The sequence below is a fragment of the Pseudomonas sp. PDM18 genome (genome assembly GCF_014852585.1).
Lineage (GTDB): Bacteria > Pseudomonadota > Gammaproteobacteria > Pseudomonadales > Pseudomonadaceae > Pseudomonas.
In genome coordinates this window covers 903,953-930,538 of the sequence record NZ_JACVBX010000001.1, presented here as the reverse complement: position 1 = coordinate 930,538, position 26,586 = coordinate 903,953, and the positions used below count along the sequence as shown (strand labels likewise).

Annotated in this window: 27 protein-coding genes; 12 read left to right on the top strand and 15 right to left on the bottom strand. The window is 65.5% G+C overall.

Annotated elements, in window-relative coordinates; all coding sequences use genetic code 11:
• Positions 1–122: 122 nt before the first annotated feature.
• The 3 genes from IB274_RS04535 to IB274_RS04525 all read left to right on the top strand — a co-directional run bounded on the left by IB274_RS04535 (position 123) and on the right by IB274_RS04525 (position 3,135).
• The gene (locus IB274_RS04535; protein WP_192430831.1) at positions 123–1,250 is read left to right on the top strand and encodes a sensor domain-containing diguanylate cyclase; all 1,128 of its coding nucleotides are present in this window, start codon (positions 123–125) and stop codon (positions 1,248–1,250) included.
• Complete coding sequence (locus tag IB274_RS04530) at positions 1,243–2,181, top strand: iron-sulfur-binding ferredoxin reductase (protein ID WP_192430830.1); 939 nt, start codon at positions 1,243–1,245, stop codon at positions 2,179–2,181. Before IB274_RS04535 ends, IB274_RS04530 begins: the two co-directional genes overlap by 8 nt.
• A gap of 180 nt (positions 2,182–2,361) precedes the next feature.
• Positions 2,362–3,135 carry an enoyl-CoA hydratase-related protein gene (locus tag IB274_RS04525; protein ID WP_192430829.1) on the top strand — a complete coding sequence of 258 codons (774 nt, stop codon included), beginning with the start codon at positions 2,362–2,364 and terminating at the stop codon, positions 3,133–3,135.
• A 407-nt stretch (positions 3,136–3,542) separates the two neighbouring features.
• On the opposite strand, the gene pyk is transcribed toward IB274_RS04525, so the two are convergent.
• The 3 genes from pyk to IB274_RS04510 form a co-directional block, all read right to left on the bottom strand.
• Positions 3,543–4,994, bottom strand: coding sequence for a pyruvate kinase (gene pyk, locus IB274_RS04520; protein ID WP_192430828.1), 1,452 nt, complete (start codon positions 4,992–4,994; stop codon positions 3,543–3,545).
• A 104-nt stretch (positions 4,995–5,098) separates the two neighbouring features.
• A complete protein-coding gene (locus IB274_RS04515; RefSeq protein WP_192430827.1) occupies positions 5,099–6,007 on the bottom strand; it encodes a universal stress protein in 909 nt (302 codons plus the stop codon).
• 99 nt (positions 6,008–6,106) lie between these two features.
• A complete protein-coding gene (locus tag IB274_RS04510; protein ID WP_192430826.1) occupies positions 6,107–6,931 on the bottom strand; it encodes a tetratricopeptide repeat protein in 825 nt (274 codons plus the stop codon).
• Positions 6,932–7,030: 99 nt separating this feature from the next.
• On the opposite strand from IB274_RS04510, the gene IB274_RS04505 reads away from it, so the two are divergent.
• The 3 genes from IB274_RS04505 to IB274_RS04495 all read left to right on the top strand — a co-directional run bounded on the left by IB274_RS04505 (position 7,031) and on the right by IB274_RS04495 (position 8,329).
• A complete protein-coding gene (locus IB274_RS04505) occupies positions 7,031–7,399 on the top strand; it encodes a lipoprotein (RefSeq protein WP_045211033.1) in 369 nt (122 codons plus the stop codon).
• 87 nt (positions 7,400–7,486) lie between these two features.
• A complete protein-coding gene (locus IB274_RS04500) occupies positions 7,487–7,909 on the top strand; it encodes a DUF4124 domain-containing protein (protein ID WP_192430825.1) in 423 nt (140 codons plus the stop codon).
• A gap of 60 nt (positions 7,910–7,969) precedes the next feature.
• A complete protein-coding gene (locus IB274_RS04495) occupies positions 7,970–8,329 on the top strand; it encodes a PilZ domain-containing protein (protein ID WP_081516319.1) in 360 nt (119 codons plus the stop codon).
• 71 nt (positions 8,330–8,400) lie between these two features.
• Here the strand turns inward: IB274_RS04495 and IB274_RS04490 are convergent, their stop codons facing one another.
• The 7 genes from IB274_RS04490 to IB274_RS04460 form a co-directional block, all read right to left on the bottom strand.
• Positions 8,401–9,729, bottom strand: a complete 1,329-nt coding sequence (locus tag IB274_RS04490; RefSeq protein WP_192430824.1) for a DUF58 domain-containing protein — start codon at positions 9,727–9,729, stop codon at positions 8,401–8,403.
• Complete coding sequence (locus tag IB274_RS04485; RefSeq protein WP_081516317.1) at positions 9,726–10,745, bottom strand: AAA family ATPase; 1,020 nt, start codon at positions 10,743–10,745, stop codon at positions 9,726–9,728. Before IB274_RS04485 ends, IB274_RS04490 begins: the two co-directional genes overlap by 4 nt.
• Positions 10,742–12,031 (bottom strand): DUF4350 domain-containing protein, encoded by a 1,290-nt coding sequence (locus tag IB274_RS04480; RefSeq protein ID WP_192430823.1) that lies wholly within the window; start codon positions 12,029–12,031, stop codon positions 10,742–10,744. Before IB274_RS04480 ends, IB274_RS04485 begins: the two co-directional genes overlap by 4 nt.
• Positions 12,028–13,623 carry a DUF4129 domain-containing protein gene (locus tag IB274_RS04475; protein WP_192430822.1) on the bottom strand — a complete coding sequence of 532 codons (1,596 nt, stop codon included), beginning with the start codon at positions 13,621–13,623 and terminating at the stop codon, positions 12,028–12,030. The genes IB274_RS04480 and IB274_RS04475 overlap by 4 nt, the downstream gene beginning before the upstream one ends.
• The gene (locus tag IB274_RS04470; RefSeq protein ID WP_192430821.1) at positions 13,610–14,596 is read right to left on the bottom strand and encodes a stage II sporulation protein M; all 987 of its coding nucleotides are present in this window, start codon (positions 14,594–14,596) and stop codon (positions 13,610–13,612) included. The genes IB274_RS04475 and IB274_RS04470 overlap by 14 nt, the downstream gene beginning before the upstream one ends.
• Positions 14,593–15,330, bottom strand: a complete 738-nt coding sequence (locus IB274_RS04465) for an RDD family protein (RefSeq protein WP_225614632.1) — start codon at positions 15,328–15,330, stop codon at positions 14,593–14,595. The genes IB274_RS04470 and IB274_RS04465 overlap by 4 nt, the downstream gene beginning before the upstream one ends.
• 88 nt (positions 15,331–15,418) lie before the next feature.
• On the bottom strand, positions 15,419–16,234 hold the full coding sequence (locus IB274_RS04460) for a hypothetical protein (protein ID WP_192430820.1): 816 nt from the start codon (positions 16,232–16,234) through the stop codon (positions 15,419–15,421).
• Between the two features lie 143 nt (positions 16,235–16,377).
• Between IB274_RS04460 and sbcB the strand changes: the two genes are divergently transcribed.
• Entirely contained in the window at positions 16,378–17,808 is a 1,431-nt protein-coding gene (gene sbcB, locus IB274_RS04455; RefSeq protein ID WP_192430819.1) for an exodeoxyribonuclease I, read from the top strand.
• A 70-nt stretch (positions 17,809–17,878) separates the two neighbouring features.
• On the opposite strand, the gene mvaT is transcribed toward sbcB, so the two are convergent.
• Entirely contained in the window at positions 17,879–18,253 is a 375-nt protein-coding gene (gene mvaT, locus IB274_RS04450; protein ID WP_045211008.1) for a histone-like nucleoid-structuring protein MvaT, read from the bottom strand.
• A gap of 258 nt (positions 18,254–18,511) precedes the next feature.
• Between mvaT and purU the strand changes: the two genes are divergently transcribed.
• Complete coding sequence (gene purU / locus IB274_RS04445; protein ID WP_017519713.1) at positions 18,512–19,363, top strand: formyltetrahydrofolate deformylase; 852 nt, start codon at positions 18,512–18,514, stop codon at positions 19,361–19,363.
• Between the two features lie 87 nt (positions 19,364–19,450).
• Positions 19,451–19,636, top strand: a complete 186-nt coding sequence (locus IB274_RS04440; protein ID WP_192430818.1) for a hypothetical protein — start codon at positions 19,451–19,453, stop codon at positions 19,634–19,636.
• A 3-nt stretch (positions 19,637–19,639) separates the two neighbouring features.
• Here IB274_RS04440 and IB274_RS04435 read toward each other — a convergent pair whose 3' ends face one another.
• The 3 genes from IB274_RS04435 to upp all read right to left on the bottom strand — a co-directional run bounded on the left by IB274_RS04435 (position 19,640) and on the right by upp (position 22,743).
• Positions 19,640–20,638: a lysylphosphatidylglycerol synthase transmembrane domain-containing protein gene (locus tag IB274_RS04435; RefSeq protein WP_192430817.1), complete on the bottom strand. Its 999-nt coding sequence runs from the start codon at positions 20,636–20,638 to the stop codon at positions 19,640–19,642.
• A gap of 161 nt (positions 20,639–20,799) precedes the next feature.
• Positions 20,800–22,101: a uracil-xanthine permease family protein gene (locus IB274_RS04430; protein WP_192430816.1), complete on the bottom strand. Its 1,302-nt coding sequence runs from the start codon at positions 22,099–22,101 to the stop codon at positions 20,800–20,802.
• 3 nt (positions 22,102–22,104) lie between these two features.
• Positions 22,105–22,743: a uracil phosphoribosyltransferase gene (upp, locus tag IB274_RS04425; RefSeq protein WP_081516307.1), complete on the bottom strand. Its 639-nt coding sequence runs from the start codon at positions 22,741–22,743 to the stop codon at positions 22,105–22,107.
• A 154-nt stretch (positions 22,744–22,897) separates the two neighbouring features.
• On the opposite strand from upp, the gene IB274_RS04420 reads away from it, so the two are divergent.
• From IB274_RS04420 to IB274_RS04410, 3 genes are all read left to right on the top strand, one after another.
• The gene (locus IB274_RS04420; RefSeq protein WP_017519718.1) at positions 22,898–23,455 is read left to right on the top strand and encodes a hypoxanthine-guanine phosphoribosyltransferase; all 558 of its coding nucleotides are present in this window, start codon (positions 22,898–22,900) and stop codon (positions 23,453–23,455) included.
• Positions 23,456–23,457: 2 nt separating this feature from the next.
• Positions 23,458–23,931: a WbuC family cupin fold metalloprotein gene (locus IB274_RS04415; protein WP_192430815.1), complete on the top strand. Its 474-nt coding sequence runs from the start codon at positions 23,458–23,460 to the stop codon at positions 23,929–23,931.
• A gap of 202 nt (positions 23,932–24,133) precedes the next feature.
• A complete protein-coding gene (locus tag IB274_RS04410; RefSeq protein ID WP_192430814.1) occupies positions 24,134–25,558 on the top strand; it encodes an aldehyde dehydrogenase family protein in 1,425 nt (474 codons plus the stop codon).
• Here the strand turns inward: IB274_RS04410 and IB274_RS04405 are convergent.
• Complete coding sequence (locus tag IB274_RS04405; protein ID WP_192430813.1) at positions 25,542–26,459, bottom strand: LysR family transcriptional regulator; 918 nt, start codon at positions 26,457–26,459, stop codon at positions 25,542–25,544. The genes IB274_RS04410 and IB274_RS04405 overlap by 17 nt on opposite strands.
• Between the last annotated feature and the right edge of the window lie 127 nt (positions 26,460–26,586).

Genomic DNA, 26,586 nt, shown 5'->3' with positions numbered 1-26,586 from the left:
GGTCCCAGATAACCCGCAGCTCTTATCAAAGAGCTCGCTGACCGCCCACATTCCGATCGGCTAGGCACTGGGGCGCTTTGATAGTAGAGTGAAGGCCAGGTGCCATTACGGGACGGAGCCCCATGAGCACGCTGAAACCACCTCTGAAGCAGCACGCCTTACAAAAACTACTCATCAGGCGATTCGGCATGGCCCTCGGGACCTATGCCCTGGCGCTTCTGTTGCTGTGGTTGGCCGTGTTCGGCGAGTTCTATCGCGCGCCCGTCAGCTTTGCCCTGACCTGTACGCTGCTGGTCGCCGGCAGCCAGCTGGTGTTCGCCTGGCTGTTTTTCAGCGGGCGCAACCAACGCTTCAGCGACCCGAGCATGACCGAACCGCAGGTGCTGGTGGCGGTGGTCTGGAACACATTGTTCCTGGCCAACGTCGATACCGCGCGCGGTACGCTGATGGTGCTCTATGTGCTGATCCTGCTGTTCGGCGTGTTCCAGTTGCAGCCCCGGGTATTTGCCCGCTGCGCCGCGCTGGCCTTCATTGCCTTCGCCGGCCTGAACCTCCACGAAGCCTTCCAGCAACGCCTGCAACTGCCGGCCCAGGCGGTCTTGCAACTACTGGTGCTGTTCATCGTGCTCACCTGGTTGAGCCTGTTCGCCGGCTATGTGCAGTCGTTGCGCCAACGCATGCGCCAGCGCCGCTATGCGCTGCAGGCGCACCAGGACACCCTGCGCGGCATGATGCGCCAGCTCGAAGACCTGGTGGCCACCGACGAGCTCACCGGGCTGTTCAACCGCCGCCACTTCATTCGCCTGGCCGGCCGTGCGCTGGAAGAAATGCGCCCCGGACAGCGCCACGGCCTGGCGCTGATCGACCTGGACCACTTCAAGCGTATCAACGACGTCCACGGCCATGCCGCCGGTGACCGCGTGCTGCAGACCTTCGCCGCCGTGGCGCGGGCCTGTCTGCGCGAAGGCGACGTGCTGGCGCGCTACGGCGGCGAAGAGTTCGTCCTGCTGCTGCCCAACGCCGACGCCGATCGCCTGACCACCTGCTGCGAACGCCTGCGGACGGCCTATTCGGCGGCTGAACCGGTGGGGGTGAACATCGAGACCCTGAGCCTGTCGGCGGGTATGACCCTGCTGGACGCCAACGATGATCTCGACGAGGCCTTGCAACGGGCCGACCAGGCGCTCTACCGTGCGAAACGCAGCGGACGTGACCGCTGCGATGCCGCATGGGAGTGGACGCGTGCCTGAGATACAGGCCGGATCGCAACGCTTTTCGGTCAGCCCCGGAGTCAACCTGCTCGATGCCCTGCGCGGGGCCGGCATCGCCGTGCCCTACAGCTGCCGGGCCGGCAGTTGCCACGCCTGCCTGGTGCGTTGCACTGGCGGCGAGGTACTGGATGCTTTGCCCGATGCGCTGGACTCGGCGCGTCGTGCAGAAGGTTGGCGGCTGTCCTGCCAGTGCCGGGTGATCGGCGATGTAACGGTGCAAACCTTCGACCCGCAACGCGATGGTTTACCCGCCACGGTCGCCGAGTTGGACTGGCCTTCCCTTCATGTCCTGCGGCTGCGCCTCACGCCGCAGCGTCCGCTGCGCTACAGCGCCGGGCAACACCTGATTCTCTGGAGCGCCGAAGGCGTTGCGCGGCCGTATTCCCTGGCCAGCGTGCCGGGGCTCGATCCCTGGCTGGAATTCCACATCGACTGTCGCGAACCTGGTGCTTTCGCCGATTTCGCCCGTGGCCTCAAGGTTGGCGACGTCTTGCGCCTGGGCGAACTGCGCGGCGGTGCACTGCACTACGACCCGGAATGGCAAGAGCGGCCATTGCTGCTGATGGCTTCCGGAACCGGACTTGCGCCGCTCTGGGGCATACTGCGCGAGGCGATGCGCCGGCATCACAGCGGGCCGATCCGCGTCATTCACCAGGCTCATGACAACGCCGGCCATTATCTGGCCGAGCCCCTGCAATCCCTCGCCGCCAGCCATCCTGAGCTGGACGTGACGCTGATGACCACGGCCGAGTCGGCCGAGGTTTTGGCGCAACTCCGGCTTGTTTCCCGGCGAACCCTCGCCTTACTCTGCGGCCATCCCGCCAGCGTCGATGTCTTCGCCCGCCGCCTTTATCTGTGCGGCTTGCCTCGCGGCCAAACGCTGGCCGACTTGTACCTGCCCCACGCTTGAGATCCAGTTCAACACCTGCTGCGCGTCGGCATAACTGCGTTGGAGCCAGACTGAAAAATGCTCATTTACACGATGTAAACTCCGCTTTCTCAGCCTGGTTCCGCCTTGTTCTGCTCTAGCTCGCGGTGTTGAAAAGGCTCTGAAGCGGCCCTCTCCCTTCAATAAGAACAAGGAATTGCCATGAGCGAACAGATTCTCGTCGAGCGCGAAGAGGGCCTGCTGATCCTGCGCCTGAACCGTCCGGACAAGATGAACGCGCTGACCCGCAGCATGTATGCCGGTCTCGCCGATGCCCTGGAAGCGGCGCAGGAGGACCGTTCGGTGCGCGTGGTTCTGATCACCGGCAACGCTGAGTGCTTCACCAGCGGCAACGACATCGTCGACTTCCTCCAGGAGCCGCCGAGCGGCCCGGACAGCGCGGTGTTCCGCTTCATGCGCGCGCTGATGGAATTCACCAAACCGGTGGTCGCCGCCGTCGCCGGCCCGGCCGTGGGAATCGGTACCACGCTGCTGCTGCATTGCGACCAGGTGTTCATCGCCAAGGGTGCCAAGCTGAAGATGCCCTTCGTCAACCTGGGGCTGTGCCCGGAGTTCGGTTCCAGCTTCCTGGTGCCGCGTCTGGTCGGTCCGGTCAAGGCCTCCAGTCTCCTGTTGCGTGGCGAAGGTTTCACCGGCGAGCAGGCCGTGGCCTACGGCATCGCCAATGAGGCGCTGGCAGACGGCGCGGCTGCGCTGGAGCGCGCCCGCGAGGTTTGCCAAGCCTTCCAGCAACTGCCGCCGGCCGCGGTGGCGCTGAGCAAGCGCCTGCTCAAAGCGCCCTTCATCGAAGAACTGCGCCGCGTCGTGGCCGAGGAGGGCCAGCACTTCGTGCAGCGCCTGCATTCGCCGGAAGCCCACGAAGCGCTGAGCGCCTTCACCCAGCGCCGCCAGCCGGATTTCTCCAAGTTTCTGTAACTCGCGGGTTGTCTTGGCTGGAGCGCGTGCTCTGACGCAGTGCTCACTATAAAAGTGCGCCATGCTCGCGGATGCGGGCGTGGCTCGCTCCTACAGGGAGTTCGATGTCACCGCTCCTATGCAGAGGTTGCCCACACAATCTGTGGAACGCGCTGTGGATAAGCTCTGGGGCAACCCAGCGAAGCCACGCCAGCCGTGATCTGCAGGAGATTGAGCGGTATTTGAGCGATACCCGGCAGGTTGCCCACATAAGGTGTGGAAGGTGCTGTGGATAAGCTTGGGGCCAAGGTGCCGAAGCCGCAGGGCGCCAGGCTTTCAGCCGATTGGTTGCCCTTTGAGCAACCGCAAAAGGAAAAGGCCGCCCGTGGGCGGCCTTTCTCGCTCGATAAAGAGCCCTTACGGCAGGATCAGACCAGCAGGTCGCCCACGTGCAGCACCTTCATGGTGTTGGTGCCGCCCTGGGCGGTGTAGCTGTCGCCCTTGGTCAGGATCACCCAGTCACCCTTGGTCACCACACCACGCTGCAGCAGCGCGTCGACGGCTTCCTGGCTGACACGCTCCGGCGGCAGGGCGGCCGGGTCGAACGGGATGGTCTCCACGCCACGGAACAGCGCCACGCGGGCCTGGGTTTCGCGGTGCGGGGAGTAGGCGAAGATCGGTACTGAGGAGCGGATGCGCGACATGATCAGCGGGGTGTAACCGCTTTCGGTCAGGCAGATGATCGCCTTGATGCCCGGGAAGTGGTTGGCGGTGTACATGGCCGCCAGGGCGATGCTCTCGTCGCAGCGCTCGAAGGTCTGGCCCAGGCGGTGGCTGGACTTCTTGGTGGTCGGGTGCTTCTCGGCGCCGGCGCAGATGCGCGCCATGGCCTTGACCGCTTCCACCGGATATTCGCCGGCGGCGGATTCGGCCGAGAGCATCACGGCGTCGGTGTAGTCGAGCACGGCGTTGGCCACGTCGGAGACTTCCGCGCGGGTCGGCATCGGGTTCTGGATCATCGACTCCATCATCTGGGTCGCGGTGATCACCGCCTTGTTGTAGCGGCGCGCGTGCAGAATGATCTTCTTCTGGATGCCCACCAGCTCGGCGTCGCCGATTTCCACGCCGAGGTCACCACGGGCAACCATCACCGCGTCGCTGGCACGGATCAGGCCGTCCAGGGCTTCGTCGTCGGCCACGGCTTCGGCGCGTTCGATCTTGGCCACCAGCCAGGCGGTGCCGCCGGCTTCGGTGAGCAGGCTGCGGGCGTATTCCATGTCCTTGGCGTCACGCGGGAAGGACACGGCGACGTAGTCCAGGTCCATGCTCGCGGCCAGCTTGATATCGGCCTTGTCCTTCTCGGTCAGGGCCGGCGCGGTGAGGCCGCCGCCACGGCGGTTGATGCCCTTGTGGTCGGACAGCGGGCCGCCGATCAGTACTTCGCAGACCAGTTCGTCCGCCTTCACTTCCTTGACCACCATGACCACGCGGCCATCGTCCAGCAGCAGTTCGTCACCGATGCCGCAATCCTTGACCAGGTCCGGGTAGTCGATGCCCACGATCTGCTGGTTGCCTTCGGTGCGCGGGTGGCTGGTGGAGAAACGGAAGGTGTCGCCGACCGCCAGTTCGATGCGCTTGTTGGCGAACTTGGCGATGCGGATCTTCGGGCCCTGCAGGTCGCCCAGCAGCGCTACGAAGCGACCGTGCTTGGCGGCAATGTCGCGCACCAGCTGGGCGCGCGCGCGGTGTTCGTCGGGAGTGCCGTGGGAGAAGTTAAGGCGGGCGACGTCGATCCCGGCGAGGATCAGCTGTTCCAGGACTTCGGGGGAATTGCTGGCTGGGCCGAGGGTGGCGACGATCTTGGTGCGGCGAAGGGACATGCGGGACTCCTAGGGGAAAGCAGCGGTCAGGCCGCGCCGGAGCAGGTCCGGAGCGGCCAGGGCGCCATCTTACTCTCTTCAGGTGACTCTTTCAGGTAGCTCTCTCAGGTGCGGGGCCGGATCACCAGCAGATCACATTCGACTTCCTCGAAGACCCGCTCGGCGGTCTGGCCGATCAGCGCGTTGTCGAGCTGCCCACGGGCGACGGCACCCATCAGCAGCAGGTCGATAGAATGGTCCTTCACATAGGTCGGAATCACTTCCTCGGCGAAGCCCTGGCCCAGCAGCGTGCGTTGGCGATCGATCTGCGGGTAGTGCGCGAGCAGGGCGTCGAAGGCTTCGCGGTGGTGAGCCTCGGTGCGCAGTACGTAGTTATCGTAGTCGGCCAGCAGCTCGGCGTTGAACGCCAGGGTGTGCGGCAGCGCCATGTAGGCGTGCAGGTAATGGTCGTCGAGTTGCAGGCGTTGCCCCAGCTCGCGGGCCAGCTTGATCAGTTGGTGATCCAGTGCGGCCCGGGCGTCGCCGGCGTGCAGCGGGTCGACGGCCGCACACAGGTTCTTCCCGGCCCATTCGCCGTGCTGCACCAACCACAGCGGCTGCGGGCAGTGGCGGATCAGCTGCCAGTCGTTGTTGGTGAGGAACAGGCGCTTGAGCAGGTTGTGGTGATGCGCGGACTTGAGTACCAGGTCGGGCGCGGTCTGCTCGCAGTGGAGGACGACCTGGTGGTGCAGGGATTTGCCCCAGCGCACCTGGCAGTGCACGTCGAGGCCGGCCTCGCGTAGCGGCGCCGCCAACTGCTGCAGCCAGGCCAGGCGTTCTTCCAGCAGGTTGTGTTGGGCGGCATCCAGGTCGCCGCGCTCCAGCAGCAGGGCGTTGTCCAGCGCCGGATTGTACTCGCAGGCCAGCAGCTCCAGGCGCGCGCCGCAACGCTGGGCGATCCAGCGGGCGCGGGTGAGGGCGGGCTGGTCGATGCGGCTCGGATCGATGATGACGAGCAGGTGCTGCAGCTTCATGGCGGGTCCTCGCTTGCTCTGCGCTCAATGCACAGCAAGCGTAGACACTGGCACCCGCCACGCGCCTTGACGTGGCTCAGCGGCGAGCAGGGATTACTGTCAGCCGCGTGGCGAGGTCTGGTTAAGCGCGCGGTCCAGGTGGCGGGCGCCCTTGTCGGCCAGTTCGCCGTTGGGGAACTCGGCGAGTTGACGGCGCAGGTAGGCGATAGCCTTTTCGCGGTCCGGATGTGGGTTGTCCGGCGCCATGTACATCAGTCCCAACTGGTACAGCGCCTTCTCGCGGATGTCCGCCGGGATGGCCGGATCGTTGGCGCCCAGCAGGTAGAGCTGCGCGGCTTCGTCGACGCGGCCCTTGAGCACGGCACGGCGCGACAGCAGGGTCATGTCCGGATCGAGGGTCGGTTTGTTCAGGTCGAGGTTGTACTGCGGCTGCCAGTCGGCCAGCAACTGCTTGGCGGTCTTCTGCACCGGGTCCTTGGCGCGCTGGCGGATGATCAGTTCGCGGGCGTCGGCGTGCTCAGCGGCCTTGGTGCCGGGGAATTCGCGGTCGATGCGCTGGAAGTAATCCATGGCTTTCTGATCGTCGCGCTGGTCGTTGTAGCGGCTCATGTAGATCAGGCCGATCTGGTACAGCGCGATGGCGCGCACCTCGGGGCCGTAGCGGGTGTTGTCGTAGCCGGTGAGGTAGAGCTGCTCGGCTTCGCTGCTCTTGCCATCGCGGATGGCCTGGGCGCTGTAGGTGAGGAGGTCGCCTTCCTCTTCCACGGCAGCGGTCATGCGCTTGTTCTTGAGCTGCTTGTATTCGGCAACTTCCCCGGTGGTGATCTGGGCGACGAACAGCGGCGTGGTCGGGGCGCAGGCAGCGAGCCAGGGCAGCAGCACGGCGAACGGGAGGGCAATTGAAATTGGGTATGCGAAACGCATGGCAGATCCTTTGCGCTGAGGCGAAGTCCACGTGAGTCTAGTGGCGGGCTACAGTACGGCCAAGACGGGCCGATACACTTCCCAACGGAGGATATGCCCATGCGAACCCTTTTCCTCGCGCTGCTGGCGCTGAGTGTTACCGGCTGCACCAGCTGGTCGATGAACTATCACCTGAACAACGCCTATCGCGCGTACAAGAGCGGCGACTGCCAGCGCGTGCAGCTGGAGCTCTCGGAGACCGAGCGCAAGGCCCGTGCGCGGCCGTGGATCCAGCCGGAAATCTCCATGCTGCGCGGCCAGTGCCTGGAGCGTGAGAAGTTCTACGTCGATGCGGCGCAGACCTACCAATTCATCGTCGCCCGTTACCCCACCAGTGAGTATGCTTATCGGGCCAAGGCGCGGCTGGAAACGCTGCGCCTGAATGGCCGTCTGCCCAACGACTTGCGCCTCGATACGCCCACTCCGTGATCGGCCCCCTGACCGGCGGTCGCAGGCCGACTTGAGCGGCGCACATAGCTGGCTAATCTCTTCAGTGCTTCATGCAAGGAGTTACGAATGCGCGCCCTGTGGCTCTGCGCCTTGTGTTTCCCCCTGCTGGCTTCGGCGGATATCTACCGCTGGACCGACGCTCAGGGGAAGGTGCACTTCAGCGAAACCCCACCGCCAGGGGCGCAACGCGTCGAGGTCAAGCCACAGGTCATCGAACGCGATGCGGCGACCCGCGAGCGGGAGGAACGCACTCGCCGATTCTACGACGCGCGTCGAGATGAAAGCGCCGCCGCCCAGAGCCAGGCGACGGAGCAGCAGGCCAAGCTGGAACAGCAGTGCGCGAAGTGGCGCCGTGACCTGGAGTCGCTCAGTCATGGTGGGCGGTACTTCACGCAGACCAGCAGTGGTGAAAGGACTTACTACAGCGATGCACAGCTCGACGCCGCTCGTCAGGCGCTTAGCGCACGGCTGGCGGAAGGTTGTCGTTAGGACTGGCCCTGCATGGGCGGCATCGTCATACTGGACGATATTTCATAGCGAAACGCCATTATGCGTCATCAACGACATATCGAGCGCCATCAGCTGCCCTACTACCTGAAGGTGTTCAACAGCATCACCGACAAACCGATGGGTTACCTGGGCAACGTGTCGCTGGATGGGCTGCTCCTGATCAGCCAACTACCGATGCTGGTGGGCGGCCGTTTCGAGATGCGCCTGAAGATCCCCGGACATGACGGCAAGCTGCAATTGATCGAGTTCGCCGCCACTTGCCAGTGGTGCCGCGAGGACGTCAATCCGGGCAACTACGATTCGGGCTTCAGCCTGACGGCGCCGCCGATGGAGTACGTCGAGCTGGTCGACGCGCTGCGCCGTTATTTCAGTTTTCGCCGGCAGGTGGAGTCGGTCTGAAGCGCAGGACGCGCTGACCGATCTGCACGGTGTGGGATGCCAGGGATTTGGCGTCCGGTGATGGCGCGCTGTTATAGCGAGCCAGCCTTCTTCCAGCCCAGGTAACGGCTGATCAGTTCCGGCCCCAGCTGGCTCGGCCGCGTGTCGAGTACCGGCACGCCATGGGCTGTCAGCTTCTCGTGCAGTCCCGCGCGGGCGTTCAGGTAATCCACTGCCCCGCAGTAGGCCAGGGCTTCGTCGAAACCTTCAACCGGCGCCTGGCGCAGACGGTCCAGTACTTCCTCGCGCAGGCTCGCGACCAGCACGCGGTGCTGGCGCCCGAGGCGTTTCACCGCGGCCACCAGTTCCTCGTCATCCTCGTCGCGCAGGTTGGTCACTATCACCACCAGCGCGCGCCGGCGCTGGCGCGTGAGTACGGCCTGCACGGCGGCGGGGAAGTCCGCTGGGCGCTGACTGCTGCGCAGATCGTAGACGCTGTTGAGCAAGGCGGTGAGCTGGGCGCTGCCCTTGGCCGGTGGCAGATGGCGCGGCTGGTCGCCGGCAAAGGTCATCAGGCCCACTGCGTCGCCCTGGCGTAGCGCGACGTAGGCCAGCAGCAGGCTGGCGTTGAGCGAATGGTCGAAGTGCGAAAGGTCGCCGTCGTGGCTGCGCATGCGCCGGCCACAGTCGAGCAGGAAGAGAATCTGCTGGTCGCGTTCGTCCTGGTACTCGCGGGCGATGGGGGTGCGCTTGCGCGCGGTCGCCTTCCAGTCGATCTGCCGGAGGATGTCGCCGTCGCGGAATTCGCGCAGCTGGTGGAAATCCAGGCCCAGCCCACGGCGCTGCCCGGAGCGCACTCCGATGCGGTTGAGCCAGTGGTCCACGGCCATCAGCTCGGCGCCGTAGAGGCGGGCGAAGTCCGGGTAGACGCGGGTTTCGTTGCGCTGTTCCAGGTAGCGCCGGCCCTTCCACAGGTGCAGCGGGCTGGACAGCTCGATCTCGCAGCGCTGGAAGACGAAATGCCCACGGGACAGCGGACGCACGCGGTAACCCAGTTCGGTCTGTTCGCCGGGGTGCAGCTCCACGGTCTGCGGCAGGTATTCGAAGTCCATGCCGGCGGGCAGGTGGTCGAACACCGTGATGCGTTGCAGCTGGGCGTAGCGGTGATGGAATTGCAGGCGCACCTCGCTCCAGCGGCCCAGCGGCAGGTTGCCGCTCAACTGGCGGCGCAACTCGGGCGATGGCGTGCGGCGCAGCCAGAGGGCATCGGCCAGCGCCAGCAGGATCAGCGCGCAGAGCGCACCCCACCAGAGACGACCGAGCAGCGCCGAACCTGAGTCCAGAGCCTCGGCTGCGCCCAGGGCGATGGCGATCGCCAACAGGACGCCGAGCAGCGCGAGGAGCGCGCGCGATGGCTTCATACGCGCGGCGCCGGTACCTGGTCGAGCAGCTGTTGCAGCACCTGGTCGACCGACAGACCTTCGATCTCCAGTTCCGGCGACAGGCGCACGCGATGGCGCAGCACGGCCAGGGCACTGCCCTTGACGTCGTCCGGAATCACGAAATCGCCGCTGCGCAGCAGGGCACGGGCGCGGGCGCAACGCACCAGGGCGATGGATGCGCGCGGCCCGGCGCCCAGCGCCAGGCCCGGCCAGTTGCGGGTGGTGCGGGCAATGCGCACGGCGTAGTCGAGCACCTGGTCATCGATGGGCAGGTCGGCGGCGATCTTCTGCAGGGCCAGCACGTCCTTGTCCTTGAGCAGGGCGCGCATCGGTGCCACGTCGAGCATGTCGCTGCGCGCGGAACGGGTGACCTGGCGCACCAGGGTCTGCTCCTCGGCTTCCAGCGGATAGTCGATGCGCAGCTTGAGCATGAAGCGGTCGAGCTCGGCTTCGGGCAGCGGGTAGGTGCCTTCCTGCTCGATGGGGTTCTGCGTCGCCAGCACCATGAACGGCTGCGGCACGGCCAGGGCGCGGCCCTCGAGGGTGACCTGGCGTTCCTGCATCACTTCCAGCAGCGCGGCCTGGGTCTTGGCCGGGGCGCGGTTGATCTCGTCCGCCAGCAGCAGGTGGGTGAACACCGGGCCCTTGCGCAGCTTGAACTGCTCGGTGGCCAGGTCGTACACCGCGTGGCCGGTGACGTCGCTGGGCATCAGGTCGGGAGTGAACTGGATGCGCGCGAATCCGCCGTCGAAGCAGCGGGCGAGGGCGCGCACCAGCAGGGTCTTGCCCAGGCCGGGAACGCCTTCGATGAGCACGTGGCCCCCGGCGAGCAGGGCGGTGAGCACGTCGTCGATGACCTCCTGCTGGCCGATCAGGGCCTTCTGCAGTTCGTGGCGCAGCGCCTGGGCCAGCTGGCTGGCGCGCTGGCGCTGGGCGCCCGGGTTGGGGGCGGTGCCGGCGGTGGTGCCGGGCTGTTCGGGCGTCTGTTCGCTCATAGGGCATTCCTGAGGCTTTGCAGGTGCGCGACCTGGCGGGTGAATTCGGCGACGGCCATGCGCTTTGGCGGATAGGGGCGCATGGCTTGGCTGATGGCGCTGACCGACATGCGCGTCATGCGGCCCAGAGCTTGCCATTGTTCGGCGACCGGCAGGCGGTCGAAGCCGGGCTGGCGCTGCCTCGCCCGGCGCATCACGTCACGTTGCAGGCCCTGCAGCAGGGCGAGCTGGCCGCGTTGGCGGAGGATGAAGTCGGCGCCGGCGCGCAGGTGTTCTTCCAGTTGTCGGCGGCTGCGATCCGGGTTGGGCTGCAGCGGGCCCTGGCGCAGGCCGTTGCGCCAGAGCACCAGGACCAGCAGCAGGACGGCGGCCAGCAGTGCCTGCGGGAAGTAGCGCATCAGCAGGGTCATCAGGCTGGTGCCGTCGGCGCGGTAGACCAGCGTGACGGCGCTGTCCTGGGTCAGGTACCAGAGCAGCCAGGCGTTGTCGTAGGCGTCGAGTTCGCCGTTCTGCCAGATCCAGTTGTCGGTGAGTACGGTGATCAGCCCCTGGCCTTGCTGCAGTTGCAGCAGGTGGGTGGAGTCGGCGCTGTTGGCCCAGGCATAGGCGAGGTTCTTCGAGTCGAACAGGTGGTAGTCGGTGTCGAAGTCGAAGTAGGCCGGGGCCTTCTCGTTCTCCAGGTAGAGCTTGGTCAGGTTCGGATAAGGGTCCGTTTCCGTCGCCTCGTTGTCGTGGGCGCTGGAGGCCTGGTCCGGATGTTCTTCTTCCACTTCCGGCTTGGCGGCTTCGTCCTGTTTCTGATCTTCGGACGCCTCTGCCGACTTTTCGTCGCTCGGAGCGGATTTCTCCTCCTCCTTGTCTTTCAGGTCGGAGGTGAGGAATTGCTGCACGCCCAGCTGATCCAGCAGCGCGTCGCCGCTCTTGCCCTCATTTTCGTCCCACAGGCTTTCGGCGGTGACGATGAGGTGGCCGCCGCGATTGGCCCAGTCGAGCAGCCGCGCGTTCTGCGCCGGCGTGACGTTCTCGCGGGTGCCCAGCAGGATCAGGGTCTGGCCTTTGCTCGGCAACTGGTCCAGCACTTCCATGCCGCGCGCGGTGGTGACGTGGATGCCGCGACCGCGCAGGTACATTTCGGCGGCGAGATAGGGGTTGGCGCGGGCCTCCGGGGAGGCACCGTGCTCGATGGTCTCGGTGTAGGGCTCGAGGTTGCGGTACAGGTAGTAGCCGATGCCGCCGAGCACGAGCAGGACGAGCAGCACCAGCAGGGCGAGGTTGCCGCGCTTCATGCCCGCACCTCGCTGCCGAACAGGTGGCGCCATTCGCCGCACAGCTGCTGCTTGAGTTCAGCCTGTGGTGCGCGGTGACCGTAGGCGAGCGCCTGCCACTGCTGGGTCAGGCTGCGGGCAAAGTTGTCCAGCGGCGGGTCATTGAGGTCAGCCACGCGGACCAGGACTTCGCCTTCGGTGGTCGACTCGCGCAGCGGCACGCGGAAGTCGTGCAGCAGGCGGCTGAGCAGGGCGCGGTAGAGCAGGCCGAGCGCGGCGCGGGGCTGTTCATCCCACAGGCGTTCGGCTTCGCTGGCGACGTCGCTGGGCAGGGTTTCCGGCGCGAGGTCCAGCCCGAACAGCACGCTGGGCGCTTCGCGGCGCGGCTTCTGCGGCAGGCCGATGCGCCCGACGAACAGCCGCAGCCATTCGCGGTAGTGCCAGATGACCAGGGCGACGACGGTGAACAGAATGCCCCAGAGCAGCACTTCGATGCCTTGCGCGGCGAACTTGAAGGCTTTCCAGTTACCCAGCGCCTCGAAGAAGCTCTTCAGCCGCTTGGCCTCGTCCGGGTCGGCCGACTTCGGGGCTTTCTTGTCTTCGATAAGGCGCCAACTGGTGACTTTCTCGTTGTTCTTGAAGGGCGGCGCGGCGAGGATCTTTTCCGCAGCGCCCCGCGAGTCCTCGCTGCTGAGTTTCTGCTGGGTCAGCCGCGCGCCCTGCGGGCCGTCGGGGTGCTGGTCGGGCAACGGGCAACTCTGGCTGGCCTTGCTGCCGGTTTCCGCGCCGGCAGCCAGCGCATCGTTGGCCGGCAACAGAGCGAAGGCGCCGGCCACGATCAGCAGTAGGGCGTAGGCGCTGCCGATCAGGCGCTGGCGCAGGCGGCGGAACACCAATTCGATGTCCCAGGCTTCCAGCTCGGTGCGGCGATTGAGGTAGAGGGTGAAGCCGCAGGCGACGTACACCGGTTCCCATACGATCAGCAGTAGCGCGTAGATGAGGTTGCTGACGTGTTCGAGCCACGCCCAGTCGCCCTGCGCCACGCTGATCAGCGACTGCCATTTCCAGTCGTCCACCCACTGCTGCGGCAGCATCAGGTACATCAGCGCGGAAAGGCCCAACCACAGTGCCAGTTCGAAATGCATGCCGACGATGGTCAGCCAGGTGGCGCCGCCGGCATTGCGCTGGCCGAGCACGACCAGACGCTGGCTGCGCGCCTGGCCCTTGAGGCCTTCGAGTTGCAGCACCGGCAGGTCGAAGCTGCGCGTCGGGCTCAGCCGGCGCCAGAGCAGGCTGGGCAGAAGCTGCGACTTGAGCAGGCCGGGGAAGGCCCGCAGCGCTTCCTTGAGCGTCGGCGTGTCGCCGAATAGCGAGCGTGAAAGGATGTACAGCGGCAGGCGCTCGAAGGCGGGCTTGAGCCACCAGAAGATCAGCACCGCCCAGCTGGAGTAGTTCCACAGCAGCACGGAGAGCAGCACGAACACCGGCAGGGTGACGATCGTCCAGCTGGCCATCAGCACGCCGGCGTGACGGCGCGCCAGCAGGATGCCGAGGTCCAGCGCCTCCCAGGCGCTGCGCGGGCGGATGGCAACGCTGGCGTCAGTCAGGCGCATGACGCCTCCGTCCGGCCAGGAGGAAATAGCTGCCCACCAGCAGCCACAGGCAGGCGCCGACGATGTACTTCACAGTCGCGGAGAAGTGCGTGACGGACGACCAGTAGCCCTCGACGAAGGCGGCGATCAGCAGCATCAGGATCACCCCGCCGATTAGTTGCACGGCGCGCGCTGCAGCCTGGCGCAGGGCCTCCAGGCGGCTCAGACGGCCGGGGGAGAGCAGCGCCCAGCCGAGCTTGAGGCCGGCAGCACCAGCGAAGGTGATCGCAGTCAGTTCGAAAGCTCCGTGACCGACGACGAAGGACCAGAAGGTCTCGATATAGCCGACCTGTGTCAGGTGGCCGGCTACCGTGCCGATCATCAGGCCGTTGAACAACAGGAAGAACAGGCTGCCGACGCAGAACAGCAGGCCGCTGGCGAAGGTCTGAAAGGCGATGCCGATGTTGTTCATGATGTAGTAGCCGAACATCTTCCAATCATCGCCGGCGTCGCGCGTGCTCATCGGTCCCAGGCGCGTGGCTTCCGGCGAGTACATCGACTCCATCTCGGAAACCCGCTCCGGTGCAATGACGCTGTAGACCAGGTCGGGGAAGTGATAGACCAGCACGCCCATCAGCAGCAGGCTGCCGTAGAACAGCAGGCTGGCGAGGGCGATGCAGCGCCATTCCTCGCGCACCAGACGCGGGAAGCCGGCAACCAGGAAGCCAAGGATGCGTGCGCCCAGGTGGCTGCGGTGGCGGTAGAACTGCTGGTGCCCGCGCATGGCGAGCTGCTGCAACTGGTCGATCAAGTGGCTGCTGTAGCCACGCTCCTGGGCTAGGGCGAGCTGCTGGCAGATGCGCCGATAGTCGGCGGCGAACTCCTCGGGCTTCTCGCTCGGTTCCTGGCGTTTGCCGCCCTCCAGCTGCTCCAGGCGCTTGGCGAAACGCTTCCAGCTGCCCTGGTGGCGTTGTTCGAAGAACGCCTGCTTCATGGATGGCCCGTCCCGTTGCCGAGCAGGCCGCTGGCGATGCGGTTCAGGCGTGCCTCCGCCTGCTCGGGCGCGATGCCCAGTGGTTGCGCGAGGATGGCGGCCAGCTCCTCACGGCGCGCTGCCGAAAGCTGCGTGCCGCGCTCCGCGAAGCTCATCAGGGCGCGCTGTTCTTCCAGGTTCAGGGGCCAGGGTGCGAGTTCGGGCGTGGTCTCCGGTACCTGCGGGCGGCTTGGCGGCGGATCACGGTAGATCACCAGGGTGCCGGCGGCGAGGTCGCCCAGGCGCTTGAACGCGGAGTTGGACAAGCAGCTGAGCAGCCCGAGCGTGTAGGCGAACGGCAGGATATCGGCGAAGCGCAGCAGGTTGCGCAGCAGCGAGGCGGACCAGCCGATAGGTGTGCCGTCGTCGTGCACCACGCGCAGGCCCATCATCTGCTTGCCGGGCGAGCGGCCCTGGTTGAGCACTTCGAAGAGCACCATGTACCACCAGGTCATGATGAAGGTGAGGATCAGCCCCAGCCCGGTGCCCAGCTCGCCGAGGAAGGCCAGCAGCATGAACAGCGCCACCATCAGCAGGATGCGAATCCCCAGGTCGATCAGGTAGGCGAGGGCGCGGGGGACGACACCGGCGGGACGCAGCAGCAGGTCGATACCTTCCGGGGTCTCCACGTGGTAGCGGGTATCCAGGACGGGCGCGTGGGTAGACGCGTTGGAATAGAGATCTGCTGGGCTCAAGGGAAACCGCTGTCGATGACGTAGGTGCCAGATGCTAGCCAGCGCGGTGCGGCGAGGCAACCGCGCTGGCAGGCTCAGGCCAATTTGGTTACTTGGCCGGCGGCAGCACGCCGAAGATGGTGCGGTAGAGCACACCGATGGCGACGATCAGCCACGGCAACACCCAGATCAGCGCGATGCCCAGGGTCAAGGTGCTGAGCATGAACAGCACGCCGAACACCAGCAGTAGGCCGAAGACCTTGAACCAGTGCTGGGTGATGGCCTTGCGCGAGACTTCCATCGCCGCCCAGGGCGACAGGCCGCGCTCGACCACCAGCGGGATGGCGAGCATGTAGGCGATGCTCAGGTAGATGCCCGGCAGCACGAAGAGAAAGTAGCCGATGAAGATCATGATGGTGCTCAGCAGCACGCAGACCACCACCTGGAAGGTGCGGCCGAAGTGGCTGAAGACTTCGTTGAAGCGAAGCGGCTGATCGGCCGCGCGGCGGATGCCGAGCATGTTCACACCGGCCAGCAGCGGGTAGCAGACGGCGGTGGCGATGAAGCTCAGAACGAGGGAGCCGATGAAGAACGCGACCAGCGCGCCGACTGCCATTCCGCCGGCGGCTTCGCTGTCACCGAGCAGGCCCATGCCGGCGATCCCGGCGACGCCGACCACGGTGAGGAACAGGCTGAGCACGTTGACCAGGGCGAAGATCGCCGCATAGAAAACCACGAAGCCGCCGATGATCAGGCCCTTGGCGCCTTTGGTTCGGCGCCAGGATTCGCCCAGCAAGTCGCCGATGCTGAAGTTGTAGCCGCGGGTCAGGGCCTCGACGATTGACGGTGCCGCGCCTTGGGCGGCACTCGGTTCGAGGTTGCTCTGCGGAGCGCTGTAGGGATTTTGTGCAGCGATGTCTTGCATGAGGAAAGTCCTTTCCAGTGGGTGTGTCCTTGCGACGCCCATCATAAAGGCGGGGGCTGGCTAGGTGCCAGTGAGGCGTTTTGGAAGTGTGGTCGGCCGCACTGTTAGACTGCGACGCACTCGCTCGCAGGCAAGGAAAAACGATGAACGCCAGCATCTTCTGGTACGACTACGAAACCACCGGTATCGACCCGCGCCGCGACCGCCCATTGCAGGTGGCCGGTATCCGCACGGACGAGGAACTCAACGAGATTGGTGAATCGCTGAACCTCTATTGCCGGCCCAGCGACGACATCCTTCCGCACCCGGCCGCCTGCCTGGTCACCGGCATCACCCCGGGTCGCCTGGAAGAGCGCGGTCTGGGCGAGGCCGAATTCATGACCCGCCTGCACGCCGAACTGGCGCAGCCGGGAACCTGCGTGGCGGGCTACAACAGCCTGCGCTTCGACGATGAGGTGACGCGCTACAGCCTGTACCGCAATTTCTTCGATCCCTATGCCCGCGAGTGGCAGGGCGGCAACAGCCGCTGGGACCTGATCGACATGGTGAGGACCGCCTACGCCCTCCGCCCCGAAGGCATCGTCTGGCCCGAGCAGGACGGCGTCGTCAGCCTCAAGCTGGAGCGCCTTACCGCGGCCAACGGCATCGATCACGGGCAGGCGCACGACGCGCTGTCCGACGTGCGCGCTACCATCGCCCTGGCGCGGCTGGTGCGTGACCGCCAGCCCAAGCTCTACGACTACCTCTATCGCCTGCGCGGCAAGCAGGGTGTTTTGGATCAGGTGCGCGTGTTGCAGCCGATGGTGCATATCTCCGGCATGTTTTCCGGGGCGCGGCACTATCTCTCCGTGGTGCTTCCGCTGGGCTGGCATCCGCGCAACCGCAATGCATTGATCGTCTGCGACCTGGGCGCCGATGTTTCGCCCTTGCTGGAACTGGATGCGGAAACCCTGCGCAAGCGCCTTTACACGCGTCGTGACCAGTTGGCCGAGGGCGAGCTGCCGGTGCCGCTGAAGCTGCTGCACATCAACAAATGCCCGGTGGTGGCGCCGCTGTCCGTCCTGCGCCCGCAGGATCGCGAGCGCATCGGCCTTAACCTCGACGCCTGCCTGGCGGCGGCGCGGACACTGACCGAGGCGAAGGCAATCTGGCAGGACAAACTCGCGCCCCTGTATACCGAGGAAAGTTTCGCCGGCAGTGAAGATCCCGAGCAGCAGTTGTATGACGGATTTATCGGCGACCGTGATCGCCGATTGTGCGAACAGGTTCGCCAGGCCGACCCTGCGCGGTTGGCGAAAGAGCAATGGCCGTTCGATGACGCGCGACTTCCCGAACTTCTCTTCCGTTATCGGGCACGCAATTTCCCCGAAACTTTGAATGCCTCGGAACAGCAACAATGGCAGGACTTTTGCCGTGCGCGCCTGAGTCAGGCCGAGTGGGGGGCGCCGAATACTCTGGATAACTTTGCCGCCGCAATGAGCGAGCAACTGGTCAATGTGACGCCGGCCGGCCGTCTGGTGCTGCAAGAGTGGGACAAGTATGCGCAGGTGCTGCGTGCGCGCTACAGCCTGTAGCGCCGCGCACATTTCTCACAGGCAATAAAAAACGCCAGCGCAAGGCTGGCGTTTTTTAACTCCGCAAGGCTTAGCCCAGCAGTGTGGCCCAGCCTTCTACGGCCTCGGCGCCCCACTTGGCTTTCCATTCCTTGAGGGTCTTGTGGTTGCCGCCCTTGGTTTCGATCACTTCACCGTTGTGCGGGTTCTTGTACTGCTTGACCTTGCGAGCGCGCTTGCTCACGGTGGCTTTTGCGGCACGCGGCGATTTGCTCAGCTTCGCGTCCGGATCGAGCAGGGCGATGACATCACGCAGGGACTTGCCGTAGCTGGCCATGAGTGCGCGAAGTTTCTCTTCGAACTCAAGCTCTTTCTTCAGCTTGTCGTCCTGTTCCAGGGATTTCAGGCGCTCCTGAAGTTCCTTGATGGCTTCTTCGGTAGCGCGGTACTCGTTGATCAGCGACATGTTGGGTACCTTGTTCTGGGTCCAGCGTTGGCGGAAAGTTTGTAGCAGACATAATAGTCAGCGAAGTTCTTCAAGTAAATGCTTGGGAAAAGTTTTGTCGGTAATTGTCGACTTATTTAACTAGTTCATTCGCCGGTAATTAATCGATGCACTCACAATGCACCGAACTGGCTCTCGTCGGCGCACCGCGGCAATGGCTGATCTTTTCCCCTCGAGCCGCTAGAATGGCGGCCTTCGCGATGTATCTGGAGTACACCCATGCGCACTTTCCGACTGGTGATCGCCTGCCCTGACGGGGTCGGCATCGTCGCCAAGGTGAGTAATTTCCTGGCCACTTACAACGGCTGGATCACCGAGGCCAGTCACCATTCCGACAACGACAACGGCTGGTTCTTCATGCGGCACGAGATTCGTGCCGATTCCCTGCCGTTCGATATCGACGGTTTCCGCCAGGCCTTCGCCCCGATTGCCCGCGAGTTCTCCATGGAGTGGCGCATCACCGACTCCTCGGTGAAGAAACGCGTCGTGCTGATGGCCAGTCGCGAATCGCACTGCCTGGCCGACCTGCTGCACCGCTGGCACAGCGGCGAGCTGGATTGCGAGATTCCCTGCGTGATCGCCAACCACGATGACCTGCGCAGCATGGTGGAGTGGCACGGCATTCCGTACTTCCACGTCCCGGTGGACCCGAAGAACAAGCAACCGGCCTTCGAGCAGGTGTCGCGCCTGATCGACGAACACCAGGCCGACAACGTGGTGCTGGCGCGCTACATGCAGATCCTGCCGCCGGACCTGTGCCAGAAGTACCGCCACCAGGTGATCAACATCCACCACAGCTTCCTGCCGTCCTTCGTTGGCGCCAAGCCTTACCACCAGGCGTCGCTGCGCGGGGTGAAGCTGATCGGTGCGACTTGCCACTACGTGACCGAGGAGCTGGACGCCGGCCCGATCATCGAGCAGGACGTGGTGCGCATCAGCCACCGCGACAACATCGAGGACCTGGTGCGCCTGGGCAAGGACGTAGAGAAGCTGGTGCTGGCCCGCGGCCTGCGCTACCACCTGGAAGACCGCGTGCTGGTGCACGACAACAAGACCGTGGTGTTCGACTGATCCACGCAGTCTCGTTCTAGACTGGGTACTCCGCATGCTCCCGCCGCTGTTCGGCGGCGGGCGCTGCGCTCAACGGAGATGGCCAGCATGAGTGACCCGAAGAACCCCGGTACCGCCACCCCGCCGCCCACCCTGGGCGAAGGTTGCACCAGCCGCTATGATCCCGAAGCCTTGAGCGACGAGGACGGCACCGAGTTTCCCGGCGCCGCTGAACTCTGGGACTCACTCAAGCCAAAGACGCCGTCCGAAAACGACGAGTCTTCCGGCGACTGATCCTCAGGCGCTTTCCCGCAACCCCATCAGCTTGCGCAGCAACGGCCGGCCCGCCATCAGGGCGAATACCGGCGCGCCCATCACCAGGTAGAAGTAGTAGGTCACCACGCGCCAGATCAGGATGGCCGCGGCCGCCGTGGACTTGCCCACCAGCGGGGCGAGCAGTGCGGCGCTGGTCAGCTCCGTGCCTCCTGCGCCACCGGGCAGCAGCGTGGCGAGACCTGCGGCCAGCGACAGCAGCTGGATCAGGAAGGCCCAGGCCCAGTGCAGGTCTACGCCCAGCGCCTTCAAGGTGATGTAGAGCACCGAGAAGCGCAGCACCCAGTGGCAGCAGGTAAAGAAGAAGATCAGTAGCAGCCGGCGCTTGGGCTGGCGCAGGCAGCTCACCAGTGTGTCGCGGAAATGCAGGCATTTGCGCGCCCAGTGCAGGCGCGTGCGTGGCTTCATCCCCAGACGCTTGAACAGGCGCCCGTTGGCCGTGATCACCTGGCGCTGGAAGCGTGCGAGCAGCACGACGCCGAAGAAGATTCCACCCAGCAGCACGCCGCTGGTGATCAGCGATGTCTCCAGGTTCGGGCTGACGCTGTGCGACAGCGCCCACACCAGCACCGCGGCCAGTGCGCAGAGAAAGAACAGCAGGTCGCTCAACTGGTCCACGGCGAAGATCGCGCTGCTGTGCGCCGGGCGCATGCCGCGGCGGGCGAGCAGGGCCATCAGGGTCAGCGGGCCGCCGGTGCCGCCGGGGGTCGCGTAGAAGGCGAACTCCGAGGCCATGATGATGCCCACTGAGCGTACCTTGCCGATCTCGCCGGCGCGGCCGTTGAGCAGCACCCGCAGCTTCTGCGCGTTGATCAGCCAGCACAGGCAGATCATGCCGAACATGATCAGCAACTGGTCGAGGGGGAAGGCCAGGACATGCTCGAGCATCTCCCGGCCGCCGATGGCGAGGGGGATCAGCGAGGCGCCGATCAGGCCGAGCAGCAGCCACGCGGCACGGCTCACGGGCGCACCTGCGACGGGGAAAACGGGACGAGCGAGGCGAAGCGGATGGGCAGTGCCTCCTGTCGGAATCGAACTGTCATGCTGAATGGACCGTGTTCGGCATGTGGCGTTCGCCCAACTTTACGTGGGCTTCGGCGCCGCCCTCCGGCGGCGCCGCTGCCTCACTCGGCGGGCGTGTCAGCGGAGGAGTCGCCGGCGCCTTGTTCCAGCGCCTTGTTCTCCCAGCCTTCTTCGCCGGGCAGGATCAGGTTGAGCAAAATGGCGACGATCGCGCACAGGGCAATGCCCTTCAGGCCGAAGTCGTCCGGGCCGGTGCCGGTGCCGATCAGTACGCCGCCGATGCCAAACACCAGAGTGACCGAGACGATGCACAGGTTGCGCGCCTGGGACAGGTCCACCTTATGGCGGATCAGGGTGTTCATGCCCACCGAGGCGATGGTGCCGAACAGTAGGCAGAGGATGCCGCCCATCACCGGGACCGGGATGCTTTGCAGGATGGCGCCGAACTTGCCGACGAAGGCTAGGCTGATGGCGAACACCGCCGCCCAGGTCATGATCTTCGGGTTGTAGTTCTTGGTCAGCATCACCGCGCCGGTGACTTCGGCATAGGTGGTGTTCGGCGGCCCGCCGAACAGGCCGGCGGCGGAGGTGGCGATGCCGTCGCCCAGCAGGGTGCGGTGCAGGCCCGGGGTCTTCAGGTAGTTCTTGCCGGTCACGCCGCCCACCGCGATGACGCCGCCGATGTGCTCGATGGCCGGGGCCAGCGCCACCGGAACGATGAACAGGATGGCCTGCCAGTTGAATTCCGGCGCAGTGAACTTCGGCAGCTCCAGCCAGGGCGCAGCGACGATCTTCGCCACGTCGACCACGCCGAAGGCGAAGGACAGGCCGTAGCCCACCAGCACGCCGGCGATGATCGGTACCAGGCGCAGCATGCCCTTGCCGAACACGGCGACGATCAGGGTGGTCAGCAGCGCCGGCATGGAGATGAACATGGCGGTCTTGTAGGGGATCAGCTCGGTGCCGTCACCGGCCTTGCCCATCGCCATGTTGGCGGCGATGGGAGCCATGGCCAGGCCGATGGAGATGATCACCGGGCCGATGACCACTGGCGGTAGCAGGCGGTCGATGAAACCGGTGCCCTTGACCTTCACCGCCAGGCCCAGGAAGGTGTAGACGAAGCCTGCCGCCACTACCCCACCCATGGTCGCCGCCAGGCCGAACTGGCCCTTGGCGAGGATGATCGGGGTGATGAAGGCGAAGCTCGAGGCCAGGAAAACCGGAACCTGGCGGCCGGTGACGATCTGGAACATCAGGGTGCCGAAGCCGGCGGTGAACAGCGCGACGTTCGGGTCCAGGCCGGTGATCAGCGGCATCAGCACCAGTGCGCCGAAGGCCACGAAGAGCATCTGCGCGCCGGAAATAACCTGGCGCCACAGCGGTTCGTTGAATTCATCGGCCATCTATCAGGTTTCCTTCTGCTTGGTGCCGAAGATCTTGTCACCGGCGTCGCCCAGGCCCGGCATGATGTACCCGTTCTCGTTCAGGCACTGGTCGATGGAAGCGGTCAGGATGAGCACGTCCGGATGCGCATCGTTGACTGCCTTGATCCCTTCGGGAGCGGCCACCAGCACCATGGCGCGGATGTCCTTGCTGCCGGCTTTCTTGAGCAGGTCGATGGTGGCGACCATCGAGCCGCCGGTGGCGAGCATCGGGTCGATGATCAGCGAACGGCGCTCGGCGATGTCCGGCGCGAGCTTTTCCAGGTAGGTGTGCGCTTCGAGGGTTTCCTCGTTGCGCGCCACGCCCACGGCGCTGACCTTGGCACCCGGAATCAGGCTGAGCACGCCGTCAAGCATGCCGATGCCGGCGCGCAGGATCGGCACCACGGTGATCTTCTTGCCGGCGATCTTCTCGACCTGTACCGGGCCGGCCCAGCCTTCGATCTCGTAGTTCTCCAGCGGCAGGTCCTTGGTCGCCTCGTAGGTCAGCAGGGCGCCTACTTCCTGGGCCAGCTCGCGGAAATTCTTGGTACTGATATCGTGACGGCGCATCAGTCCGATCTTGTGGCGGATCAGGGGATGGCGGATCTCGAGGACGGGCATGGACGGGTTCTCCGGACGGGCTGGCAAAAAAATTGCGGTAGCGTAATGCATCCTAGCTACCTTGGGCCACGATTGTCGGCGACATTCGTCCGCTGACCCTTGCTCCGTGGCACGCCGATAGGTACCTTTGCGCACTTTTTCACGGGAGAACCCCATGTCCGTCGATCTCGCGCACATCCGCCAAGTCATGGCCGAAGCCGACTGCCTGTACACCAACGCCGAGGTAGAGGCCGCCATCGCCCGTGTGGCCGAGGCCATCAATGGCTCGCTGGCCGACACCAATCCGGTGGTGTTCTGCGTGATGAACGGCGGCCTGATCTTCTCCGGCAAGTTGCTTCCGCTGCTGAATTTCCCGCTGGAAGCCTCCTACCTGCATGCGACCCGTTACCGCAACGAAACCACCGGCGGCGAGCTGTTCTGGAAGGCCAAGCCGGAAATCTCCTTCATCGACCGCGAAGTGCTGATCATCGACGACATCCTCGACGAAGGGCACACCCTCTCGGCGATCATGGACTTCTGCAAGCACGCCGGCGCCAAGCGCGTGCACACTGCCGTGCTGATCGACAAGGACCACGACCGCAAGGCCCGTCCGGACCTGAAGGCCGACTACGTGGGCCTGTCCTGCATCGACCGCTACATCTTCGGCTACGGCATGGACTACAAAGGCTACTGGCGCAACGCCGCCGGTATCTTCGCCGTAAAAGGTCTCTGACGATGAGCGGGCCGCGTTTTCTCGACAGCGCGCTGTTCGACGAGGTCGCGGCACGCGCCGCTGCCAGCCCCCGGCGCCGGCAGAACCACAACTTCCATGAGCAGACCGAGCCGTGTCATCGGCTGCTCAATGCGCTGCAGCCCGACAGCTACATCCCGCCGCATTGCCACCGTCATCCGGACAAGGCCGAGAGCCTGCTGGTGGTGAAGGGCGCGCTGGGCCTGCTGATTTTTTCCGATAACGGCGAGCTGCTGACTACCCGCGTACTGCGCGCGGGCGGCGATTGCGTCGGTGCGGACCTGCCGCCGGGCACCTTCCACGCCATCGTGGCGCTGGAGCCGGACAGCATCATGTTCGAAGCCAAGGCCGGCCCCTTCGTGCCGCTGGGTGAGGACGAGCGCGGGCAGTGGGCGCCCCGCGAGGGCGAGGCAGGTGCTGCAGACTATCTGGCGTGGATGCGCTCGCAATTCGCCTGAGCGATTGCTTTTCGTAGGAGCGAGCTTGCTCGCGAACCGCCCAGCTCCGCTGCGTCTGCTGAGTCTGTTCGCGAGCAAGCTCGCTCCTACAGTCCTCTGACACATCTGTCTGCATCGATGCGTGCATGGGGTGGCTCGCATTTTTGCCGATGCATGCTCCCCCTATCCTGCGACCCTCACCAGACAACCGTCCGAGGTTCGCATGTCCCGTCTCCTTTATATCGATGGCCAATGGCAGTCCGCCGACAGCGGCGCCGTCCTGCGCCCGATCGCTCCCGCCACCCGTGAAGCGCTGCCGGAAGTCGCCTGCGCTGGTGTGTCCGACGTGGAGCGCGCCGTCGCTGCCGCCAAGCGCGCCTTCGCCGACTGGAAACTAACCAGCGCCGCCCAGCGCGCCGGTTACCTGCGCGCCTTCGCCGAGCAGCTCGAAGCTCGCAGCGAAGCGCTTATCGCCCTGCAGATGCAGGCCAGCGGCAAGCCGCGCCTGGAAGCGGAAATCGATATCGGCGACGCCATCGCCACCTTCGCCTACTACGCCGAACTGGCTGACCAGCTGGACGTCCGGCAGAACGCCGAGGTGGCCCTGCCGGATGCCGGGTACCGCTCGCAGACCCGCTTCGAGCCCATCGGCGTGGTCGGCCTGATCGTGCCATGGAACTTCCCGCTGGTGACCAGCGCCTGGAAAGTCGCGCCGGCCCTGGCGGCGGGCTGCACCGTGGTGCTCAAGCCCTCGGAGATCACCCCGCTGATCGAACTGGTGCTGGGCGAGATCGCCGACGCTATCGGCCTGCCGGCCGGCGTGCTGAACCTGGTGCCGGGCCTGGCCGATGCCGGCGCTGCGCTGTGCAGCCATCCGGGCATCGCCAAGCTGTCCTTCACCGGCAGCAACGTCGTCGGCCGCAAGGTCATGGAAGCCGCCGCCGCGCGCACCCTGCCGGTGGGCTTGGAGCTGGGCGGTAAGTCGCCGATCCTGGTGTTCGAGGACTGCGACCTGGACGAGGCCGTGCAGTGGATCATCGCCGGCGTCTACTGGAACGCCGGGCAGATGTGCTCCGCCACCTCGCGCCTGTTGGTGCAGGAGTCTATTGCCGCGCCGCTGCTGGCGAAGCTGAAGGCCGCGGTGGAAGGCCTGCGCGTCGGTGACTCGCTGCTCGGCGAGACCGACATGGGGCCGATGACCAGCGAGGCGCAGTACCGCAAGGTGCTCGACTACTTCGCGGTGGCCCGCGACGAAGGCCTGGCCTGCCTGACCGGCGGCGAAGCGGCCGAGGGCTGGTTCATCCAGCCGACCGTGTACACCGACGTACCGCCGGATAGCCGCTTGTGGCGCGAGGAAATCTTCGGCCCGGTGCTGTGCGTGCGCACCTTCAGTGATGAAGCGGATGCCCTGCGCCAGGCCAACGACAGCGATTTCGCCCTGGCCGCCACCGTGTGCAGCGCCGACCTCGAGCGCGCCCAGCGTGTCGCCGAGAACCTTGAGGCTGGCAACGTCTGGCTGAACTCGCCGCAAGTGGTATTCCCGCAGACCTCCTGGGGCGGCGGCAAGCGCAGCGGCATTGGCCGCGAGCTGGGCCCGTGGGGCCTGTCGGCGTTCTTCGACATCAAGCACATCACCGCGCCGCGCTGATCGGTGTCACCCCGTGCTCCCGGCGCAGGTCCTCGACCAGCGCCTGGAGCGCTTCGTTGTGCCCGGGCTCGTCGCGCACCACCAGGCTGTGGGTGATGCCGTAGCCGAGGCTGTCCGGCAGCAGTGCGCGCATCTCACCCTGTTCGATCCAGCGTTCGGCATAGTGCGTGGGCAGGTAGCCCAGGTGAGTGCCGGCGCGCACCGCGTGGAGCACAGCTTCCATGTGCTGGGCGAAGGCCGTGCTGCGTTGTGGGTCGGCGGGCAACTGCACATCGGCCACCGCGTAGCCGTGCTGGATCCAGTCGCAGCTTTCCAGTTCTCCGGCATCTTTCACCTGCTTGTTGAACAGCGGATGCCCGCGTCCGCAGAACACCGCCACTCGCTCATGGTACAGCGGCTCGTAGCGCAGGTTCGGCAGGCGGCGGCTGAAGCAGGCGATGGCCAGGTGCAGTCTGCCACTGAGCACCAGACGTTCCAGCTCGCTGGAAGATTCGATGAGGAAATGCAGGCGCACATCCTGGTCGCGGCGGTTGAAGCGCGCCAGGGTCTGGTGGATGCGGGCGTCGGGGAGGGTGGCGATGTTGTCGGCCAGGCCCAGGTGCAGCTCGCCGACCAGACGCCCGGCCAGGGACTGCACCTGATCGCGGAAGTCGCCCAGCGCGGCGAACAGGCTCTGCGCGTAATCCAGCACCCGCTCGCCTTTCTCGGTCAGGCGGAAGCCGCTCTTGCCGCGCTCGCACAGGCGATAGCCCAGGCGCGTCTCCAGACTGGCGATGTGCGTGCTGATGGTCGACTGGCCCATGCCCAATTCGCCCTGTGCGGCGGAGAAGCCACCGCAGCGCACCACGCAGGCGAAGATGCGCAGCAGGCGCAGGTCGAGGTCGGAGACGTTGTGCAGCATGGACGTTGTCAATGTGTTGGGGTTGTTGCTTCGAAGGCTATCAATGTATCACCGGGCTCGCCATGTGCGCCTGTCGTGGCGCTTCGGGCGCGTGCTAGAGTGCTTGGCCCTGTCCCGCGGAGGTGAT

Excerpts from the sequence above, each read along its gene's own strand:
- IB274_RS04410 (WP_192430814.1), top strand. The coding sequence starts at position 24,134 with ATGTCCCGTCTCCTTTATATCGATGGCCAATGGCAGTCCGCCGACAGC.
- IB274_RS04535 (WP_192430831.1), top strand. The coding sequence starts at position 123 with ATGAGCACGCTGAAACCACCTCTGAAGCAGCACGCCTTACAAAAACTA.
- IB274_RS04495 (WP_081516319.1), top strand. The coding sequence starts at position 7,970 with ATGCGTCATCAACGACATATCGAGCGCCATCAGCTGCCCTACTACCTG.
- IB274_RS04460 (WP_192430820.1), bottom strand. The coding sequence starts at position 16,234 with ATGCAAGACATCGCTGCACAAAATCCCTACAGCGCTCCGCAGAGCAAC.
- IB274_RS04500 (WP_192430825.1), top strand. The coding sequence starts at position 7,487 with ATGCGCGCCCTGTGGCTCTGCGCCTTGTGTTTCCCCCTGCTGGCTTCG.
- mvaT (WP_045211008.1), bottom strand. The coding sequence starts at position 18,253 with ATGTCGCTGATCAACGAGTACCGCGCTACCGAAGAAGCCATCAAGGAA.
- IB274_RS04475 (WP_192430822.1), bottom strand. The coding sequence starts at position 13,623 with ATGCGCCTGACTGACGCCAGCGTTGCCATCCGCCCGCGCAGCGCCTGG.
- IB274_RS04415 (WP_192430815.1), top strand. The coding sequence starts at position 23,458 with ATGAGCGGGCCGCGTTTTCTCGACAGCGCGCTGTTCGACGAGGTCGCG.
- IB274_RS04405 (WP_192430813.1), bottom strand. The coding sequence starts at position 26,459 with ATGCTGCACAACGTCTCCGACCTCGACCTGCGCCTGCTGCGCATCTTC.
- IB274_RS04490 (WP_192430824.1), bottom strand. The coding sequence starts at position 9,729 with ATGAAGCCATCGCGCGCGCTCCTCGCGCTGCTCGGCGTCCTGTTGGCG.
- IB274_RS04515 (WP_192430827.1), bottom strand. The coding sequence starts at position 6,007 with ATGAAGCTGCAGCACCTGCTCGTCATCATCGATCCGAGCCGCATCGAC.
- IB274_RS04470 (WP_192430821.1), bottom strand. The coding sequence starts at position 14,596 with ATGAAGCAGGCGTTCTTCGAACAACGCCACCAGGGCAGCTGGAAGCGT.
- pyk (WP_192430828.1), bottom strand. The coding sequence starts at position 4,994 with ATGTCCCTTCGCCGCACCAAGATCGTCGCCACCCTCGGCCCAGCCAGC.
- sbcB (WP_192430819.1), top strand. The coding sequence starts at position 16,378 with ATGAACGCCAGCATCTTCTGGTACGACTACGAAACCACCGGTATCGAC.
- purU (WP_017519713.1), top strand. The coding sequence starts at position 18,512 with ATGCGCACTTTCCGACTGGTGATCGCCTGCCCTGACGGGGTCGGCATC.
- IB274_RS04430 (WP_192430816.1), bottom strand. The coding sequence starts at position 22,101 with ATGGCCGATGAATTCAACGAACCGCTGTGGCGCCAGGTTATTTCCGGC.
- IB274_RS04505 (WP_045211033.1), top strand. The coding sequence starts at position 7,031 with ATGCGAACCCTTTTCCTCGCGCTGCTGGCGCTGAGTGTTACCGGCTGC.
- IB274_RS04485 (WP_081516317.1), bottom strand. The coding sequence starts at position 10,745 with ATGAGCGAACAGACGCCCGAACAGCCCGGCACCACCGCCGGCACCGCC.
- IB274_RS04510 (WP_192430826.1), bottom strand. The coding sequence starts at position 6,931 with ATGCGTTTCGCATACCCAATTTCAATTGCCCTCCCGTTCGCCGTGCTG.
- IB274_RS04420 (WP_017519718.1), top strand. The coding sequence starts at position 22,898 with ATGTCCGTCGATCTCGCGCACATCCGCCAAGTCATGGCCGAAGCCGAC.
- upp (WP_081516307.1), bottom strand. The coding sequence starts at position 22,743 with ATGCCCGTCCTCGAGATCCGCCATCCCCTGATCCGCCACAAGATCGGA.
- IB274_RS04440 (WP_192430818.1), top strand. The coding sequence starts at position 19,451 with ATGAGTGACCCGAAGAACCCCGGTACCGCCACCCCGCCGCCCACCCTG.
- IB274_RS04480 (WP_192430823.1), bottom strand. The coding sequence starts at position 12,031 with ATGAAGCGCGGCAACCTCGCCCTGCTGGTGCTGCTCGTCCTGCTCGTG.
- IB274_RS04525 (WP_192430829.1), top strand. The coding sequence starts at position 2,362 with ATGAGCGAACAGATTCTCGTCGAGCGCGAAGAGGGCCTGCTGATCCTG.